This is a genomic window from Photorhabdus bodei (genome assembly GCF_003287735.1).
Lineage (GTDB): Bacteria > Pseudomonadota > Gammaproteobacteria > Enterobacterales > Enterobacteriaceae > Photorhabdus > Photorhabdus kayaii.
In genome coordinates, this window is sequence record NZ_NSCM01000001.1 from 228158 (window position 1) to 244120 (window position 15963).

Genomic DNA, 15963 nt, shown 5'->3' on the forward strand with positions numbered 1-15963 from the left:
AAAGAATAATTTAGAAAAATATTGGGTTATTTGTATAAAATTCAGGAAGTACCGATAAAAGAAGGGAGAAAAGCCTATGAAATAGGCTTTATAATAAAAATGATAAGAATATTATAATTTGTAATTTCACTAGAATGAAAGCTAACACCTTTTATCATAAATCATATCAAAGCAACCCTGGGAATAGCGCTCTGATCCCTGTCACAATCAGTTCAATTCCCAAAGACATCAATAGCAGTCCCATAATTCGGGTGATAACGTTAATGCCTGTTTGCCCAAGATATTTGACGACTAAAGGTGCGGATCGAAATAATAACCAGCAGCAAAGCGCAAACAACGCGCTGGTAATCATCAAACCAATAAAATTCTGCCATCCCTGATAACGAGAACTCCAGACAATACAAGAACTGATTGCACCGGGACCTGCCATTAACGGCAATGCCAGCGGCACAACACCAACACTTTCTCTAACGGCTGTTTCTGATTTTTCCTGCTTATTCTGTTTGTCCTCTCCAAGTTTACCGTTAATCATCGACATCGCGATGGTCACAACCAAAATCCCACCGGCAATACGAAAAGAGTCAATGGAAATGCCAAACATACGCAGTATCGAGTCACCTAACAGCAAAGCTGTCCATAAAATGATGGCAACAGAAATATTGGCGATAAAGTTAGTTCTATTACGAGCCGATTGGGCTTGGTAGTGAGTCATACTGATAAAAACCGGCAAAATACCAACAGGATTGACCAGTGCAAACAGCCCAACAAAAAACTTAATGTAACCAGGCAGATCCAGCAGTAAGTCACCCACAAAGAACCTCTATTGAGTTACGCTGTGTTGTTAAAAACCTTCTCATGATTGCTCTCCCAAAAATCATAGAAAACTTAATTTTTTCTTCACTTTATACTGAGGAAGTTCCCTTTTCCATCGACCACAACGCATTTTTTAATTTAAAATATCTTATATAACAAGTTGTTAACCCGATATTTTTATTAGATTAAAAATTCAACCTCTTAACGCTATTTACAACCCAATCAATAATAATTATCACTGACTCAAGCTGAAAGGAATCAGCTTGGGGATTTATGTGATTAAGATCAATATATATTTAATACCAAATGGTAACCTGTAGTTACCAAAAAATCACCAGGTTAAATAGTCTAAAAAATACTTATTCATTGATATTAAAAGATTTTTAATATTTTTCAGGAGTACTTCTTTATGACTGTAACTCATGTTACTGAACTGAACGAACTCGTTGCCAGGGTAAAAAAAGCACAACGTGAATTTGCTAACTTTTCTCAGGAGCAAGTTGACAAAATCTTCCGCGCAGCGGCCCTTGCAGCGGCAGATGCACGTATCCCTTTAGCAAAATTAGCCGTAGCAGAATCCGGTATGGGCATTGTCGAAGACAAAGTAATCAAAAACCACTTTGCTTCCGAATATATCTATAACGCTTATAAAGATGATAAAACCTGCGGCATTTTGTCTGAGGATAAAACATTCGGCACCATCACTATCGCCGAGCCTATTGGCTTAATCTGCGGTATCGTGCCAACCACCAACCCAACATCTACCGCTATTTTTAAGGCCCTCATCAGCCTAAAAACCCGTAACGGTATTATTCTCTCACCTCACCCACGCGCCAAAAAAGCAACAACTAAAGCAGCAGAATTGGTTCTATCCGCTGCGGTTGCCGCTGGTGCGCCAAAAGATATTATTGGCTGGATTGATGAACCCTCCGTTGAACTTTCCACTGCATTGATGCACCACCAAGACATCAATCTAATCCTGGCGACCGGTGGCCCAGGTATGGTAAAAGCGGCGTACAGCTCTGGTAAGCCCGCAATCGGCGTCGGTGCCGGTAACACCCCGGTTGTCATTGATGAATCAGCTGATATTAAACGTGCTGTTGCATCTATTCTGATGTCTAAAACCTTTGACAACGGCGTCATCTGCGCTTCAGAGCAATCCGTTATCGTGGTGGATGCAGTGTATGATCAAGTACGTAAACGTTTCTTTACTCATGGCGGTTATCTGTTACAAGGCAAGGAACTGAAAGCTGTTCAAGATATCATTCTGAAAAACGGGAGTCTAAATGCGGAAATTGTTGGTCAATCTGCAACAAAAATTGCCGAAATGGCAGGCATTAATGTTCCTGAAAGGACCAAGATCTTGATTGGAGAAGTGAGTTTGACTGATAAAGTAGAACCCTTTGCTCACGAAAAATTGTCTCCACTGCTCGCTATGTATCGTGGTAATAGCTTTGAAGATGCCGTAGAAAAGGCAGAAAAATTGGTTGAAATGGGCGGAATTGGTCACACTTCCTGCTTGTATACCGATCAGGACAATCAGGCGGCACGAATCAAGTATTTCGGCGATAAAATGAAAACAGCTCGTATTCTCGTGAATACTCCTGCTTCTCAGGGCGGTATCGGTGATCTCTACAACTTCAAGCTTGCTCCCTCTCTGACACTAGGTTGCGGCTCTTGGGGAGGAAATTCCATCTCTGAAAATGTCGGGCCCAAACATCTCATCAATACCAAAACCGTGGCGAAAAGAGCAGAAAATATGCTGTGGCATAAACTTCCGAAATCAATTTACTTCCGTCGCGGCTCCTTGCCTGTGGCATTAGAAGAAGTTGCAACCGACGGTGCAAAACGCGCTTTTATCGTAACAGACCGTTTCTTATTTAATCATGGTTATGCTGATCAAGTCACTGATGTGCTGAAATCCCATGGGATAGAAACAGAAGTTTTCTTTGAAGTTGAAGCAGACCCTACCCTAAGCACTGTTCGTAAGGGTGCGGAACAAATGCACTCATTCAAACCGGACATCATTATTGCCCTGGGGGGAGGGTCCCCAATGGATGCGGCCAAAATTATGTGGGTGATGTATGAACACCCTGAAACTCATTTCGAAGAGCTAGCTCTACGGTTTATGGATATCCGTAAACGCATCTATAGATTCCCCAAAATGGGGATTAAAGCGAAAATGGTCGCCATTACCACAACTTCCGGCACCGGTTCTGAAGTGACACCATTTGCCGTTGTCACTGATGATGCAACCGGTCAGAAATATCCACTGGCTGATTATGAATTGACGCCTAATATAGCTATCGTTGATGCCAATCTAGTCATGGATATGCCGAAATCACTCTGTGCTTTTGGTGGGTTAGATGCCATCACTCACGCTTTGGAAGCTTATGTATCAGTCTTAGCAAACGAATACTCTGACGGACAAGCACTGCAAGCGCTAAAACTACTGAAAGAGTTCCTCCCAACCAGCTATCATGAAGGGGCCACTAACCCAGTTGCTCGTGAACGGGTTCATAATGCAGCAACTATTGCAGGGATTGCATTTGCTAATGCTTTCTTGGGGGTATGCCACTCTATGGCGCATAAACTGGGTTCTGAGTTCCATATCCCGCATGGCCTGGCTAACGCATTGCTGATTTGTAATGTTATTCGTTATAACGCTAATGATAACCCAACCAAACAGACTGCATTCAGTCAATATGATCGCCCACAGGCCCGCCGTCGTTACGCTGAAATTGCCGATCATCTCGGTTTATCTGCTACTGGTGACCATACTGTCACAAAAATTGAAAAACTGTTAGCCTGGCTGAAAGAGCTCAAGTCTGAGCTAGGTATCCCGACATCTATCCGTGAAGCAGGCATTCAAGAAGCTGACTTCTTGGCAAAAATTGATAAGTTATCCGAAGATGCCTTCGACGACCAATGTACCGGTGCTAATCCGCGCTACCCGCTGATTTCCGAGCTGAAACAATTGCTGTTGGATTCATACTATGGACGAGAATTTACAGAAACCGTTGCAACAGAAAAAAGCCAATAAGAACAAATTCATTAACTGATTAAATACCACTTAAGGGTGCTGATATCAGCACCCTTTAACTTACCGCTGCTCTATTCTTAATACAAACTCTCAAACAGAGCATCCGACCGCTTCACAGAAAGTCTATCCATTACATGCTGTCTTTTCTGTTTTTCCTCGCCTCACTAATAGCATCCATATAGTGCTTACGGCAAACAGACACATATTTTTCATTGCCACCGATATCAACTTGTTCACCATCATAAATGACCGCACCTTCGCTATCAAAACGTAATACACGGTTCGCTTTGCGTCCACAATAGCAAATAGTTTTTAATTCAACTAACTTATCAGCCCACGCCAGAAGATACTGGCTACCACTGAAAAGCTCGCCTCTGAAATCAGTTCTCAGCCCATAACAAAGAACCGGAATATCATCGTAGTCGGTCACCTTACATATCTGTTCAATCTGTGCTTTCGTGAGAAAATGGCACTCATCAATAAGCACACAATGCACTTTTGCCTGCTTATTTTCATTTCTGATCAACTCACCAATATCTGTCTGTTGACTAAATAGAAGCGCATCAGAAGATAATCCAATCCGAGAATTGACTTTTCCATTTTCAAACCGGGTGTCAATTTCCGCGGTAAAAACCAGCGTTTTCATCCCTCTTTCATTATAGTTATAAGAGGATTGCAACAAGGATGTCGATTTTCCAGCATTCATTGCGGAGTAATAAAAATAAAGTTGAGCCATCAACCCTGCCCCTTAACAAAATTTATAAAGCCATATAGTCAGATGAGTTTACCATAAACTTGAGTTGTGATTATCCATCTCAGTAAGCTGTACTGGTTGATATACCGAAATATTTAGCTTAGTGATGTCTTAATGATTCATGACCACCATCACACCAGCCGAGTAATAAAGCGCATTTGAATGACAAATGTTCATGTTTAAATTAAAAAATGAAAGCCAGTCTGATTTGTTGCATATCGTATGCAAATTAATAATGTGCGTGATTTACTTCCAGAAAACGGTAACAGTAAATCAACGATAACTCATGGATTAGTCATAAGTTTTTTTTAACTTAGTATTATCCTGCTTTAGCAGGTATGATAAGAAACAGTTAAAATTACTTACCGATTTAGTATATACCTGGTTTATAAATTAGAGAGATTATCATGTCCCTCTTTGTTAAAGGTACCCTGAACATGTTATTGGGGAATGACAATCGAAATAGCTGTATAAAAAGCGCTATATAACTTTTGTAAAGAAATTACGTTTAAAAAAAAGAGCCATTTTATCGGAATATGAGAAATTGACTATTGCAGAAAATAAAATAGCATTCTATTATTATATCCACATCCGCCATCATCATTAATAATTTGAGACCAGGACAATGAGCGATTTAAAAACCCTAAATAACATCCGTACTTTACGAGCCCAAGCAAGAGAATGCCAACTTGAGTTCTTAGATGAAATACTTGAAAAACTGACCGTCGTTGTTGAAGAACGTCGTGAAGAAGAAAGTCAGGTACAAGCTGAATTAGAGGAACGTACACGTAAATTGGAAGAAGTTCGTAAAATGATTCTTGACCAAGGAATTGATCCAAGCGAATTGCTTCAGACAATGAGCTCCGGCAAATCTGCTGGTAAAGCAAAACGTCCTGCACGTCCAGCTAAATACCAATATGTTGATACAAATGGTGAAACTAAAACTTGGACTGGTCAAGGACGTACACCTGCTGTTATCAAAAAAGCAATTGAAGAAGAAGGAAGAACGCTGGAAAGTTTCTTACTCTAATCCATTGTTTTTCAAGTTAATTTAATTAAAAACACCCTTTTAAAATAGAAGGGTGTTTTTATTATAAAACAACTTAGCTGACAAAAGAATTAACGTCTATCGTATAAGCGAGATAAGTATCCTTGAGAAGAATTTAGTCGAGTTGCCCGTTTTTTGTATCATTTCTTTATGGTAAAGCAAGGCTAGTTACTCACCTAGCCAATGCCTAGATAAATTAATAATCAAACAGACACAACTATTTACTTCTCTCTGGTCACTGTCGTTGATTCAATAGATAAGGAGCCAACGGCTCCTTATCTTATTTAGACTTATGATAGAAACTCAAATACCACTCTACAAACTGCTTCACACCCTGCTTCACAGATGTATTTGGGGCAAACCCTATTTTTTGGAAAATGTCACTTGAATCAGCACAGGTCGACAGAACATCACCATCTTGCATGGGCATAAAATTTTTCTTAGCCAGAATGCCTAATGATTCTTCTATTGCTTCAATAAAATCACCTAGTCTAGTTGGTTGACCATTACCAATATTATAAATACAGTAAGGGGCAGAGCTGGCAGATATTTGCCCATCCTCAACCATCCAGCTCTCATTTGGTGTGGGAATGATGTCTTGCAATCTGATTATTGATTCAACGATATCATCTATATACGTAAAATCTCTAACCATATTACCGTGGTTATAAACATCAATAGGCTGCCCTGATAACATGGCCTTGGTGAACTTAAATAAAGCCATATCAGGACGTCCCCACGGACCATATACTGTAAAGAAGCGCAAGCCTGTCGTTGGCAACTGATAAAGATGAGAGTAACTGTGAGACATTAATTCATCTGATTTTTTCGTTGCCGCATATAGTGAAACTGGATGATCAACCGAATCATTTGTAGAAAACGGTTGCTTTCTATTTAATCCATAAACAGAACTAGAAGAAGAATATAATAAATGCTCAACATTATTATAACGGCAACCTTCCAGGATATTGATATGCCCTATTATATTCGAATCAATGTAAGCCATTGGGTTTTGCAACGAATAACGAACACCCGCCTGAGCTCCCAGATGGATAACCCGCTGAAATTGGTGTCGCGAAAAAAGATCGGGAATGGCTATTCTGTCAGCTAAATCTAGCTTTTCAAATTTAAAACCTGACTTATCAAATAATAGATCTAACCGTGCTTGTTTGAGATTCACATCATAATAGTCATTAAGGTTGTCGATACCCACAACCTCATGCCCCATTTGCAATAATCTCTGGCTCACATGAAAGCCAATAAAACCAGCAGCGCCTGTGACTAAGAATTTCATTGTATTACTCAGATAACCGGATTAATGGATGCACCACGACCAATCCCATAATAAATAAAACCTCGGGATTGCAGGCGTTCAGGATCATAGAGATTCCGGCCATCAAAGATAACCGGCGTTTTGAGAGACTCTTTGATGACATCAAAATCTGGCGCACGAAAACTTTGCCATTCAGTACAAATGATCAAGGCATCGGCTCCCTTAAGCGCTGCTTCTTTAGTCCCCATCAATAATAAATCATCACGCTGACCATAAATACGCTGAGCTTCCTGCATCGCCTCAGGATCGTAAGCCTGTATTTTGGCTCCGGCCTGCCATAATGCTTCCATCAAAACACGGCTTGATGCTTCACGCATATCATCGGTATTCGGTTTGAACGATAATCCCCAGACCGCAAACGTCTTACCGGATAAATCCTCCCCGAAATGGCGTTTGACAAAATAAGGTAATTTACTCTTTTGCAGCTCATTCACTTGTTCTACAGCAAGAAGAATCTTGGGTTGATAGCCAATTTGCTCTGCGGTACGAATTAACGCCTGCACATCTTTCGGAAAACATGAGCCACCATAACCACAGCCCGGATAGATAAAATGATAGCCAATACGGGAATCAGAACCCATTCCTTGACGAACATGCTCAATATCAGCGCCAAGCATCTCAGCTAAATTAGATATCTCATTCATAAAACTGATTTTCGTTGCCAACATACAGTTAGCAGCATATTTAGTCAGTTCCGCACTGCGGATATCCATCACAATCATACGATCATGATTACGGTTAAATGGCTCATACAACTCACGTATCAGGTCAACGACTCTGTCGTTGTCACACCCAATAATAATCCGCTCAGGGCGCATACAATCCGCAACAGCGGCCCCCTCTTTGAGAAACTCCGGGTTAGAAACCACATCAAATGGGATATCAATATTGCGTTTACGCAGAGTCTCATTGACAACCGCATTAACTTTATCCGCGGTACCAACAGGAACCGTGGATTTATCAATAATAACTTTATAGCTATCCATGTACTCCGCAATAGTACGGGCAACGGCGGAGACATACTTCAAATCCGCTGAACCATCTTCATCGGGAGGCGTACCTACCGCAATAAACTGTAACTTACCGTGAGCAACACCGGCTTTTGCATCAGTGCTGAAATTCAGACGGCCTTCTTCATAATTCTTCTTAACCAGTGGCGCTAAACCAGGCTCAAAAATGGGGACTTGACCATTTTTCAGGTTCTCAACTTTATTTTCATCTACATCAATGCAAAGGACATCATGCCCTACTTCAGCTAAAACCGTAGCCTGAACCAGGCCAACATAGCCAATACCAAATACTGTAACTTTCATATGATACCTAAAAATTTCCACAAGATTATTCTTTAGCTTGATCCTGCAAAGCCACTAACCAATCAGTAAACTCTTTGCCTAAAGCATGATGTTTCATACCATATTGGACAAATGCCTGCATATAACCAAGCTTATTACCGCAATCATGGCTTACACCCTGCAAATGATAGGCTTCCACAGGCTCCCTTTCTATTAACATGGCAATTGCATCAGTGAGTTGAATTTCATCACCGGCACCTGGCGCTGTTTTTGCTAATAATGACCAAATTTTCTCGGACAACACATAACGGCCAACAATGGAAAGATTTGATGGTGCTTCTTTAGGTTGAGGTTTTTCAACTACGCGCTTAATTAGCTTGCTGTCGCCGGGTTGCAGATTTTCTCCCTGGCAATCGACAATACCATAACTGGAAACATCTTCATGAGGTACAGGTTCTACTAATATCTGGCTGGCGCCCGTTTCATTATACCGAACCAACATCTCGCTCAGATTATATCTGGTCAGATCTGTACTGTATTCATCAAGAATAACATCAGGCAGTATCACAGCAAAAGGTTCATCACCGATTAAAGGCTTGGCACATAACACCGCATGTCCTAATCCTTTAGCAATTCCCTGACGAGTTTGCATAATAGTGACATGACTTGGGCAAATAGATTGAACTTCGTCCAATAACTGACGCTTCACCCTTTTCTCAAGGATAGCTTCTAACTCAAAACTGGTATCAAAATGGTTTTCAATTGAATTTTTTGATGAATGAGTCACCAAGATAATTTCATTAATGCCAGCGGCAATACATTCATTAACAACATACTGAATAAGCGGTTTATCTACTAAAGGTAACATCTCTTTAGGAATTGCTTTCGTAGCAGGTAACATCCTCGTTCCCAAGCCTGCGACTGGAATAACGGCTTTCTTTACTATTTTGTCTACTGATATTTTGTCTACTGATCGTTTTTCTACTGATGGCATTAACCTTTCTCCCGATGTTTTTTGGCTGAAACAAATCCGTCTTCAACTCAAAATCAGTGCCAATTCTTTAATAAGGTATCACTATTACTGATTATTTTATGTCAATAAACCGCGCACACGAACAGCACGCAGGAACCAATGCATACAAAAGTTCACTGCTTGGTTCACCCTTCTGACCACTCAAAAAGTTATCACTTTTATCTGAGCAGTGCTAAACCCGCTCTTTGTACTAAAGAGCGGCAAATAAAATAGCCTGATTAGATAGATTTCCAAGCATAATAGGCGGAGTATACCAGCTAATTCTCTTCGATAAACATCACCATTCTGCTTAATTACATTACCGTGACTTGATGTTTAAAATCCATTTTAAACAAAATTCCACCTTGGTAATATTCACCCAGAATACATTGAAGAAAGCATCAGATTTATTTGACTATTTGTATTCCAAATCCGACATTGCCATTCAGCACTATGAGAACAAACTTGGTTCGAACAAATCGTTCTCAATGTCCCAAGAGGAACACCACTGTCTAATTGGATTTGGCGATTACCCGACTTAATACTGGCATGTAACCCCGCAGAAGTGAGCAGAACCGTTTTATTGATTGTATGATAATATCCAAACAGCAATGGAAATTGCCCTTGTAACCCTGCACCTTCCAGTAACTTATTAATTCTATTTAGAATACCTGCCATATTGGGTAAACGTCGGGAATGGTGGATGATATGCTCTTGTAACAAACTATTAAATATGACTCTAAGTAATAATGCTGAAATCACACCATACTCTTCTGAACGGCTAATATCTAGACAATAAAAAGCTAATTCATTGTCAGATAACGCCGCCATATCGAGAATTAATCCTGGATTATCAATCATATTTAATTTTCGGTAATTGACTTTACAGTGGGCAATCACTTGAGAAACTGGGGGTTGCAACTGCTTAAGCATATTTAATGCTTCATCTGAATTATGCTTTAGGGTTAACCAATCTTTATTCAAGTTATTCTGTTCAATCGCACCAGACATAAAGACCGTAGGATGTAAATAGGCCAACACCGATTTTTTTATCTCATTAAGATCTGAAACTGGTTTTAATAAAACATCTTTTGCACCCAAACGAAGCACTTCATCAATTTCGGCCATCTTGTTAGTTGCTGAAATAATAATAACTGGAATGCTAATACCCTCATTCGTCAATTTCGCAATAAATTCAATGCCATTCATGACCGGCATATCTAAATCACATAAAATAAGTTCAACATGAGCTTCGCGTCCTAGCACCTGTAGTGCAACAGCGCCATTAGATGCGACTAATACCTTAGCGCCCAACGTTCGCAAATACCCTGCCAGCAAAGAACAAAAAACAGGTTCATCCTCCACAATCAGAATTTTTTTGCCTGCCAATGCCTTTTCCATAAATACGCTCCCTTACCTTAATATTGCGACCTTCACCTTTTCTTAGGTACTATCACTCATATTAGTTCAATTAAGTGACTATCATTTGTTCTCTTACGTTTCTTTGCAATAGAAAACCCATAAAAATGGTATTTCACCCTTTACAATTGGAGTTATTTTGACAGAGCTATGTCCTTGTGGTAATGGAATAGATTTTGCGGATTGCTGTTCCCCTTATCTCCAAAACATAAAATTTGCCCAAACTGCCGAATCACTGATGCGTTCCCGATACAGTGCCTATGTAAAGCACAACGCCGATTATCTAATTACCAGTTGGCATCCTGACTGCCAGGCTGAAAAGTGGCGTTTAGATATAGAACAGAGTTTTATTGTTACCCAGTGGCTCGGACTACATGTCATTACAACTGAAAAAGGCGAAAATGATAACGAAGCCTATGTTGAATTTTCAGCTTGCTTTCTTGATCAGAAATCCCAAGATAAGCAACTTATTCATGAGCGCTCACGTTTTCTTCGTATAGACCAGCGTTGGTACTATATTGATGGTGTAAAACCTATTGATAACGTAAAACCTCAAATTGGCCGTAATAGCCCCTGCCCATGTGGTTCGGGTAAAAAATACAAAAAATGTTGTGGTTAAGAGACCCATAAACAGAAAACGCAAAATATTTAAGGACAATCCCATTCATGCAGCACCAACATATACAAAAGAAAATTTTACGCACTATTTGCCCTGATGCCAAAGGACTGATCGCCAAAATTACTAATATTTGCTACAAACACCAACTGAATATAGTTCAGAATAATGAATTCGTCGATCATCGTACTGGCCGCTTTTTTATGCGTACTGAGCTTGAAGGAATTTTCAATGATGAGACATTTCTTGCTGATTTAGATGATGCACTACCGGTGGGTTCTCAACGGGAATTAAATAGTGCGGGGCGTCGACGTATTGTCATTATGGTGACAAAAGAAGCGCATTGTCTTGGGGATTTGCTCATGAAAAGCGCTTATGACGGGCTTGATGTTGAAATTGCGGCGGTTATCGGCAACCACACAACATTACAATCATTGGTTGAACAATTTGGCATTCCTTTCCATTTAATCAGTCACGAGGGTTTAACCCGTGAACAACACGATGAAAAACTGATTGCACAAATTAACCAATACAAGCCTGACTACGTGGTATTAGCTAAATACATGCGAGTACTGACACCAGAATTTGTCCAGCATTATCCAAATCAGATTATTAACATTCACCACTCATTTTTACCGGCATTTATCGGGGCGCGTCCTTATCATCAGGCTTATGAGAGAGGGGTAAAAATCATCGGTGCAACAGCGCATTATGTGAATGATAATCTGGATGAAGGTCCAATTATTACTCAGAATGTCATTAACATAGACCACACATACACGGCTGAGGATATGATGAGAGCGGGCCGGGATGTTGAAAAAAATGTTCTGAGCCATGCTTTATATTGGGTTCTTGCTCAGCGGGTTTTTGTTTACGGCAACCGTACTGTAATTCTTTAAAGCTGAATTAACTGGGACAGCGAAACAACAATGCGGCGCTTGGCGACGCATTGGCCCGCAGGGCGAGGAACGCAGTGACGAGTCATCCTTCCCCCACCACCAACAAACAGACCGATCATTTGCTCACAACAAGATCAATAAGGGTGGAAAATCAGCATATAATCACTTATTTTTAAATATCTACTTTACAGCAGCGGTTCATCTGATATGATTCCGTCCGCTGTAAGCAACAGCGATACTTCTCAAAATCTGGTGGGGTTCCCGAGCGGCCAAAGGGAGCAGACTGTAAATCTGCCGTCACAGACTTCGAAGGTTCGAATCCTTCCCCCACCACCATAAATATTCTTCAAGCCTTACAAAAACAAACCCAATAAGAACATACTCCTCATTTGGGGGAAGGTGAGAACCTTCGCTAAGGTTCGAGTTGAGCGTAGCGAAACAACAATGCGACGCTTGCGGCGCGTTGGCCCGCAGGGCGAGGAACGCAGTGACGAGTCATCCTTCCCCCACCACCATAAATATCCTTCGAGCCTTACAAACAAACCTAAGTTCCTAAGTTAACATCCAATACCCCCTTAATTCCTCCAAAAGCAGTCTACCTATATATCCCCCTAAATTATCTATCCTTAAACAGCTCCAGAGACTAATTAACATCTTTAAAAGGACTCAACGAAACATGCGCTCATCCAACCTTAATGTACCCACAATGATATTTCTTATCACATCTTTATGTGAAGCTTAACATTTTGCAACAATCAACAATAAACCATATAAATCAATCAATTAAAATAAAAACCACCTTCAAGCAGCGAGCTTTCGAATGTGATAATCATCGTATATTTGTGAAATGATGTGTGAAATAATTATAAAAGAATAACAAATTATAACAACAACACCAGGGAACCATCATGAACCAATCAATACAAAAAATAGGAATTATAGGATTGGGGGCTATGGGCATGGGAATTGCCCGCGCGTTAATACGCGCGGGTATTCCCACATATGGATTTGATTTAAACCAAAAAGCCTGTGACCAACTACTACAAGCAGGCGCTAAAACGGCGACAAACAGCGCCGCAAATTGGGCATCAGAGCTAGATGCTATCTTACTTGTTGTCGTCAATGGCGCTCAAATAGAAAGCATACTGTTTGAAGGCGAAACACCGTTAGTCAACCAGTTAAGAGCCGGTACTATCATTGTGCTTCACAGTACCGTTGCCGCAGAACAGGCTAAAAATTTTGCCCATCGTCTTAGCCAATACAATCTAAACATGCTGGACGCACCTATTTCAGGTGGCGCACTAAAAGCTGAACAAGGCCAACTCACCGTTATGGCCTCCGGTGAACCCGCATTATTTGAACAACTAAAACCCGTATTTGATGCCACCACCGAACGTCTCTACCATGTTGGAAATGAAATTGGTCAAGGCTCTACCGTCAAAACAATCCATCAATTACTTGCCGGTATACATATTGCTGCCGCAGCTGAAAGTATGGCATTGGCGGCCAAAGCCGGCATTTCCTTGGAGCTGATGTACGACATTGTAACCCACGCGGCTGGTAACTCTTGGATGTTTGAAAACCGCGTTCCCCATATTCTGGCTGGGGATTACACTGCTAAATCCTCCGTAGACATTTTTGTCAAAGATCTGGGATTAGTCTTAGAAACAGGTAAGGATCTGAAATTCCCATTACCATTATCAGCCACTGCACATCAAATGTTCCTCGCTGCCAGTAATGAAGGTTTCGGCCAATGGGATGACAGCGCGGTTATCAAAACATTTAAAGGTATCACTTTGCCGGAGAAAAAATAATGACCATTAAATTGGGCGTTATCGCTGATGACTTTACCGGCGCAACCGATATCGCCGGTTTTATGGCACAAAGTGGTTGGCGAGTTGTCCAGCTATTGGATACACCTGATGAAAATACCTCCATTCCACAGGATATTGACGCTATCGTTATCAGCCTGAAAAGCCGTTCCTGCCCGATAGACGAAGCCGTGAATAACGCGGTGAAATCCTGCCGCTGGTTACGTCAGAAAACAGGTTGTCAACAAATATTCTTCAAATACTGCTCAACTTTTGACTCTACCAGCAAAGGCAATATTGGGCCGGTCACTGATGCCCTGATGGATGAACTACAAACAGACATCACGCTAATCTCCCCTGCCCTTCCCGTTAACGGGCGAACAGTTGTACATGGGCATCTATTTGTCAACGGTCAACTACTTAATGAAAGTGGTATGCAGCACCATCCGGTGACACCAATGACAGATGCCAATCTACTGCGCCTAATAGAACAACAAGCTCAAGGGAAAGCAGATCTGGTGGATCTGGCATGTGTACACCAAGGCGAGCAGGCAATCCGCGTGAGGCTAAATCATTTACAACAACAAAACATACGCTACGCAATAACAGATACCCTCACCATGAATGACCTACTGCCTATTGCCAAAGCGGCATCAGAGCTGAAATTAATCACTGGTGGTTCTGGTCTTGGTGCTGCCCTTGCCAGCACAGACACCGGTAAGCCATTGATGCCATGCCAACAGGAAGGGGCAACCCCACCCGCCGAGAATAGACGCACCGTGATCCTTTCTGGCAGTTGTTCCGTCATGACCAACAAACAAGTTGCTCTATATCAGAAATTCGCCCCAACTAAAGCCCTAAATATTGATTCATGCATCAATGATCCACAATATGCCGAAAAGCTGGTTGCGTGGGTTATTCAGCAATCCGAAAACTATCTGGCACCGATGCTATACGCAACTCACCCGCCAGAAACATTACAGAAAATCCAGCAACAATATGGTGCAACTACTGCCAGTGAAGCAATAGAAAACACCTTCGCCAACGTTGTAAAAGGCCTGCGTCAGCTAGGATTCAATACCTTTATTGTCGCAGGCGGCGAGACTGCCGGTAAGATAGTACAAAGTCTGGACATCCAACAATTCAGTATCGGCGCCCCCATTGCTCCCGGCGTACCTTGGGTACACGATCGACAACACAATTATTGGCTGGCATTGAAATCAGGTAACTTCGGCAATATCGATTTCTTCCTGCATGTACAGGAGATGTTTCATGAGTGAGCAAGCACTAAGGTCAGAGTTAGTCGAATGGGCTCGTTCAATGTTCTACCGGGGTTATAGCAGTGGCGGTGCAGGTAACATCAGCGCCAAACTGGAAGATGGCACGATTATCATCACGCCGACCAACTCCAGTTTTGGTGACTTGCAAGCTGATCGCCTGAGTAAGCTAGATGCAGAAGGTGATTGGCTATCCGGTGACAAACCCACAAAAGAAGTTTCCATGCATTTGGCAATGTACCGCAACCGTCCCGAATGCCATGCGGTGGTCCATCTACATTCCCCTTGGTTAACCGCCCTTTCCTGCCTACCCAATCTGGACAAAAGTAACTGTCTACCACCCATTACGCCCTATTATGTAATGCGGGTCGGAAAACTGCCTCTGGTCAAATATCTGCCACCAGGAGATGAAAGAATCGGTGAAGAAATTGCGAAGCTGGCCGCAAAACACAACGCAATCCTCCTCTCAAACCACGGACCTGTTGTCGGCGGCAAAACTTTACGGCAAGCTTTTTTCAACGCAGAGGAATTGGAAAATACCGCGCGGCTCTATTTAACCTTATTGCCACACGGCTTCACGACATTAAATAAAGAGCAAGTACAAGAACTTGAAACTCGTTACCCAAAAACTGAGTGAACAAACAAG

General features: G+C 41.5%; 13 protein-coding genes, 1 tRNA gene and 1 other RNA gene. 9 read left to right on the forward strand and 6 right to left on the reverse strand.

What is annotated here, in order from left to right; genetic code table 11:
- Positions 1-166: 166 nt before the first annotated feature.
- Positions 167-811: a YchE family NAAT transporter gene (locus tag CKY02_RS00925; protein ID WP_112875868.1), complete on the reverse strand. Its 645-nt coding sequence runs from the start codon at positions 809-811 to the stop codon at positions 167-169.
- Between the two features lie 411 nt (positions 812-1222).
- On the opposite strand from CKY02_RS00925, the gene adhE reads away from it, so the two are divergent.
- Positions 1223-3856, forward strand: coding sequence for a bifunctional acetaldehyde-CoA/alcohol dehydrogenase (adhE, locus tag CKY02_RS00930; protein WP_112893875.1), 2634 nt, complete (start codon positions 1223-1225; stop codon positions 3854-3856).
- A 130-nt stretch (positions 3857-3986) separates the two neighbouring features.
- Here the strand turns inward: adhE and CKY02_RS00935 are convergent, their stop codons facing one another.
- A complete protein-coding gene (locus CKY02_RS00935) occupies positions 3987-4592 on the reverse strand; it encodes a thymidine kinase (protein ID WP_112875866.1) in 606 nt (201 codons plus the stop codon).
- Between the two features lie 643 nt (positions 4593-5235).
- Between CKY02_RS00935 and hns the strand changes: the two genes are divergently transcribed.
- On the forward strand, positions 5236-5640 hold the full coding sequence (gene hns / locus CKY02_RS00940; protein ID WP_112875865.1) for a histone-like nucleoid-structuring protein H-NS: 405 nt from the start codon (positions 5236-5238) through the stop codon (positions 5638-5640).
- Between the two features lie 298 nt (positions 5641-5938).
- Here the strand turns inward: hns and CKY02_RS00945 are convergent, their stop codons facing one another.
- The 4 genes from CKY02_RS00945 to rssB all read right to left on the reverse strand — a co-directional run bounded on the left by CKY02_RS00945 (position 5939) and on the right by rssB (position 10696).
- Positions 5939-6952: an NAD-dependent epimerase gene (locus tag CKY02_RS00945; protein WP_112893876.1), complete on the reverse strand. Its 1014-nt coding sequence runs from the start codon at positions 6950-6952 to the stop codon at positions 5939-5941.
- A gap of 8 nt (positions 6953-6960) precedes the next feature.
- Positions 6961-8304: a UDP-glucose dehydrogenase family protein gene (locus tag CKY02_RS00950; protein WP_112893877.1), complete on the reverse strand. Its 1344-nt coding sequence runs from the start codon at positions 8302-8304 to the stop codon at positions 6961-6963.
- 25 nt (positions 8305-8329) lie between these two features.
- A complete protein-coding gene (gene galU, locus CKY02_RS00955) occupies positions 8330-9277 on the reverse strand; it encodes a UTP--glucose-1-phosphate uridylyltransferase GalU (RefSeq protein ID WP_112893878.1) in 948 nt (315 codons plus the stop codon).
- A 393-nt stretch (positions 9278-9670) separates the two neighbouring features.
- Positions 9671-10696, reverse strand: a complete 1026-nt coding sequence (gene rssB, locus CKY02_RS00960; protein WP_112893879.1) for a two-component system response regulator RssB — start codon at positions 10694-10696, stop codon at positions 9671-9673.
- A gap of 157 nt (positions 10697-10853) precedes the next feature.
- Between rssB and CKY02_RS00965 the strand changes: the two genes are divergently transcribed.
- The 7 genes from CKY02_RS00965 to otnC all read left to right on the forward strand — a co-directional run bounded on the left by CKY02_RS00965 (position 10854) and on the right by otnC (position 15954).
- Positions 10854-11333: a YchJ family protein gene (locus CKY02_RS00965; protein WP_112893880.1), complete on the forward strand. Its 480-nt coding sequence runs from the start codon at positions 10854-10856 to the stop codon at positions 11331-11333.
- A gap of 47 nt (positions 11334-11380) precedes the next feature.
- Positions 11381-12229, forward strand: coding sequence for a formyltetrahydrofolate deformylase (purU, locus tag CKY02_RS00970; protein WP_112893881.1), 849 nt, complete (start codon positions 11381-11383; stop codon positions 12227-12229).
- A gap of 251 nt (positions 12230-12480) precedes the next feature.
- Positions 12481-12565: transfer RNA gene (locus CKY02_RS00975), tRNA-Tyr, on the forward strand.
- Positions 12566-12608: 43 nt separating this feature from the next.
- Positions 12609-12744: non-coding RNA, RtT sRNA (locus CKY02_RS00980), on the forward strand.
- Positions 12745-13137: 393 nt separating this feature from the next.
- The gene (gene ltnD, locus CKY02_RS00985; RefSeq protein WP_112893882.1) at positions 13138-14043 is read left to right on the forward strand and encodes an L-threonate dehydrogenase; all 906 of its coding nucleotides are present in this window, start codon (positions 13138-13140) and stop codon (positions 14041-14043) included.
- Positions 14043-15320, forward strand: coding sequence for a 3-oxo-tetronate kinase (gene otnK, locus CKY02_RS00990; RefSeq protein WP_112893883.1), 1278 nt, complete (start codon positions 14043-14045; stop codon positions 15318-15320). Before ltnD ends, otnK begins: the two co-directional genes overlap by 1 nt.
- Entirely contained in the window at positions 15313-15954 is a 642-nt protein-coding gene (gene otnC, locus CKY02_RS00995) for a 3-oxo-tetronate 4-phosphate decarboxylase (protein ID WP_112893884.1), read from the forward strand. The genes otnK and otnC overlap by 8 nt, the downstream gene beginning before the upstream one ends.
- Positions 15955-15963: the final 9 nt, after the last annotated feature.

What these genes read in the sequence shown, in the direction of transcription:
- otnC (WP_112893884.1), top strand. Translation starts at nt 15,313, where the DNA reads ATGAGTGAGCAAGCACTAAGGTCAGAGTTAGTCGAATGGGCTCGTTCA.
- CKY02_RS00935 (WP_112875866.1), bottom strand. Translation starts at nt 4,592, where the DNA reads ATGGCTCAACTTTATTTTTATTACTCCGCAATGAATGCTGGAAAATCG.
- galU (WP_112893878.1), bottom strand. Translation starts at nt 9,277, where the DNA reads ATGCCATCAGTAGAAAAACGATCAGTAGACAAAATATCAGTAGACAAA.
- purU (WP_112893881.1), top strand. Translation starts at nt 11,381, where the DNA reads ATGCAGCACCAACATATACAAAAGAAAATTTTACGCACTATTTGCCCT.
- otnK (WP_112893883.1), top strand. Translation starts at nt 14,043, where the DNA reads ATGACCATTAAATTGGGCGTTATCGCTGATGACTTTACCGGCGCAACC.
- rssB (WP_112893879.1), bottom strand. Translation starts at nt 10,696, where the DNA reads ATGGAAAAGGCATTGGCAGGCAAAAAAATTCTGATTGTGGAGGATGAA.
- CKY02_RS00950 (WP_112893877.1), bottom strand. Translation starts at nt 8,304, where the DNA reads ATGAAAGTTACAGTATTTGGTATTGGCTATGTTGGCCTGGTTCAGGCT.
- CKY02_RS00945 (WP_112893876.1), bottom strand. Translation starts at nt 6,952, where the DNA reads ATGAAATTCTTAGTCACAGGCGCTGCTGGTTTTATTGGCTTTCATGTG.
- adhE (WP_112893875.1), top strand. Translation starts at nt 1,223, where the DNA reads ATGACTGTAACTCATGTTACTGAACTGAACGAACTCGTTGCCAGGGTA.
- ltnD (WP_112893882.1), top strand. Translation starts at nt 13,138, where the DNA reads ATGAACCAATCAATACAAAAAATAGGAATTATAGGATTGGGGGCTATG.
- hns (WP_112875865.1), top strand. Translation starts at nt 5,236, where the DNA reads ATGAGCGATTTAAAAACCCTAAATAACATCCGTACTTTACGAGCCCAA.